Here is a 2,082-nt window from a genome sequence, read left to right as displayed (position 1 = left end):
GACCAATACTATCGCACACCTTGTTCCAGCAATTAGTAAAACCGGAATTAGATGGTACTCCTACCCTTTTGGTGGTCATAGACAACTTGCGATACGATCAGTGGATCTCCTTTGAGGACGCCCTTACGCCATTTTACAAAAAAAGCAAGGAAGTCCCCTACTACAGTATTTTGCCTACCGCAACCCAGTATGCGCGCAATGCCCTTTTTTCCGGACTTACGCCCTTGGATATGGAAAGGAAATATCCAAAATGGTGGAAAAATGATACGGACGAAGGAGGCAAGAATCTGTTTGAGGATAAATTCCTGGAAGCGCAATTGGCCCGGCTGGGCCTCAACCTGGAATGGGAATACCATAAAATAAGCAGTTTAAAGCAGGGTCGGAATCTTGTGCAAAATTTCAATACACAAAAAAAGAACGATCTAACGGTGATTGTATACAATTTTGTAGATATGCTGTCTCATGCCAAAACAGAGATGGACGTGATAAAGGAATTGGCTTCAAACGACAAGGCCTACAGGTCGCTCACCCTTAGCTGGTTTAAGAATTCTCCCCTTTTAGAGATCATTCAAAAGGCCAGGACGCTGGGGATGAAGCTCATCATCACTACAGACCACGGTACTATTAATGTAAAACAACCCTCCAAGGTAATTGGCGACCGGGAAACCAGTCTTAATTTACGGTATAAAACGGGCAGGAGTTTATCCTATGATTCTAAAGATGTGTTAGAAGCAAAAGAACCCGGAAAGCTGTTTTTACCCAATATCACCATGAGCAGTTCCTTTATCTTTGCGAAGAACGATCTGTTCTTTGCCTATCCCAATAATTACAACCACTACGTAAGCTATTACCGCAATACGTATCAGCATGGTGGGGTCTCCCTGGAAGAGATGATCATTCCCTTTGTAGTGTTAAATCCGCGCTAGGCCAGATCTTACATATAATTCGTGGTAGTTAGTGATCGAGGTAGGTGCCTCCAAGAATTTCCGTGACCTCGTCATCCGTACCAATGGAAAGTGAGATTTGCAGGCTGAGGCTAAACTTGTTTTGGTAATAATAAGTTTTTCTGCTCCTATCATATCTGATGATGGCTTCAAAATCCCTTAGATAATCTATAAGGTTATAAATAGAGCGCTCACTAACATTCATTTTACAGGCTAATTCATACGGGGAACCCGTACACTCTTTTTCTATGAGGAAATGAATCCTTTGCAAACGCTCTAATGTCTTTATAGTGTTCATAAGCCTGTTATATAGTAGTGATACAAGTGAACAAATCTTAATATTTTATAAGTATATAGAATATTTTCTATATGTACAAGAAAATGTCCACAAATAATTGAGAAAACTATATTTTGGACTAACTATTCTGTATTATTCATATATTTGTGCCAAGAATTAATATAAATTATAGATTATTTCCTCGACTATGTTAAAAACAATTGATCGCTTAATGAAGTTCATCACACATGCAGGATTAAGCGCACGTCAATTTGATCTCTCAATAGGTGCCAGCAATGGTTATACGCTGCGTATGAAAAAGAACAATGCTTCCGTGGGTAGTGATGTCATTGAAAATATACTTCGAGTGTATCCCCAGTTAAATGTAGTCTGGTTATTAACGGGTGAAGGCTCTATGTTAAAAAGAGCAACTCCAGAAGAGCCACTCGATTTTGATCAGCTTTCCAGAGAGAAACAGCATGAGATAGAAGCCATTATAGAAAAGAAAATTAAAGAGAGGCACGAAAAAGATCTTGAAAAGCTTATACAAGAGATCAGGGCAGAGATCAAAGATACCGAGTAAGAAGGTCACCCCTATTTCAACCCGAGCTTTAGGAATACTTCAGCTTCTAGCTCTTTTAGTTTGGCATTGTAATATTCCCTACCTTTTTCCAAATTTCCTTCCTTGATTTCCCTGTATTTTTGAATTAATTCACTTAACTGTTCACCTTTGATTTCTTCAATCAACTCTTCTACTTCTTCACACACGACTTCATAGACTAAGAGTAAATCAGTTTTATACTTTATCCATTTGGATAGCATAGCAACAAATAAAATTGTTAGCAATACAAAGGGGAATAC

General features: G+C 38.8%; 4 protein-coding genes. 2 read left to right on the top strand and 2 right to left on the bottom strand.

Annotated elements, in window-relative coordinates; genetic code table 11:
• Positions 1-926 (top strand): PglZ domain-containing protein (locus WBM49_RS07285; RefSeq protein ID WP_424371398.1); only part of this gene is annotated, 926 nt, incomplete at its 5' end.
• 28 nt (positions 927-954) lie between these two features.
• On the opposite strand, the gene WBM49_RS07280 is transcribed toward WBM49_RS07285, so the two are convergent.
• Positions 955-1,242 carry a DNA-binding protein gene (locus tag WBM49_RS07280; protein ID WP_424371397.1) on the bottom strand — a complete coding sequence of 96 codons (288 nt, stop codon included), beginning with the start codon at positions 1,240-1,242 and terminating at the stop codon, positions 955-957.
• A 211-nt stretch (positions 1,243-1,453) separates the two neighbouring features.
• Here WBM49_RS07280 and WBM49_RS07275 point away from each other — a divergent pair, with 211 nt between their 5' ends.
• Entirely contained in the window at positions 1,454-1,804 is a 351-nt protein-coding gene (locus WBM49_RS07275; protein ID WP_424371396.1) for a hypothetical protein, read from the top strand.
• A gap of 11 nt (positions 1,805-1,815) precedes the next feature.
• On the opposite strand, the gene WBM49_RS07270 is transcribed toward WBM49_RS07275, so the two are convergent.
• Positions 1,816-2,082 (bottom strand): hypothetical protein (locus WBM49_RS07270; protein ID WP_424371395.1); only part of this gene is annotated, 267 nt, incomplete at its 5' end.

Source organism: Muriicola sp. (assembly GCF_049669965.1).
Lineage (GTDB): Bacteria > Bacteroidota > Bacteroidia > Flavobacteriales > Flavobacteriaceae > Muriicola.
Note: the sequence above shows the minus strand (reverse complement) of the source record. Positions and strands in the feature narration are given on the sequence as shown.

What these genes read in the sequence shown, in the direction of transcription:
- WBM49_RS07280 (WP_424371397.1), bottom strand. Translation starts at nt 1,242, where the DNA reads ATGAACACTATAAAGACATTAGAGCGTTTGCAAAGGATTCATTTCCTC.
- WBM49_RS07275 (WP_424371396.1), top strand. Translation starts at nt 1,454, where the DNA reads ATGAAGTTCATCACACATGCAGGATTAAGCGCACGTCAATTTGATCTC.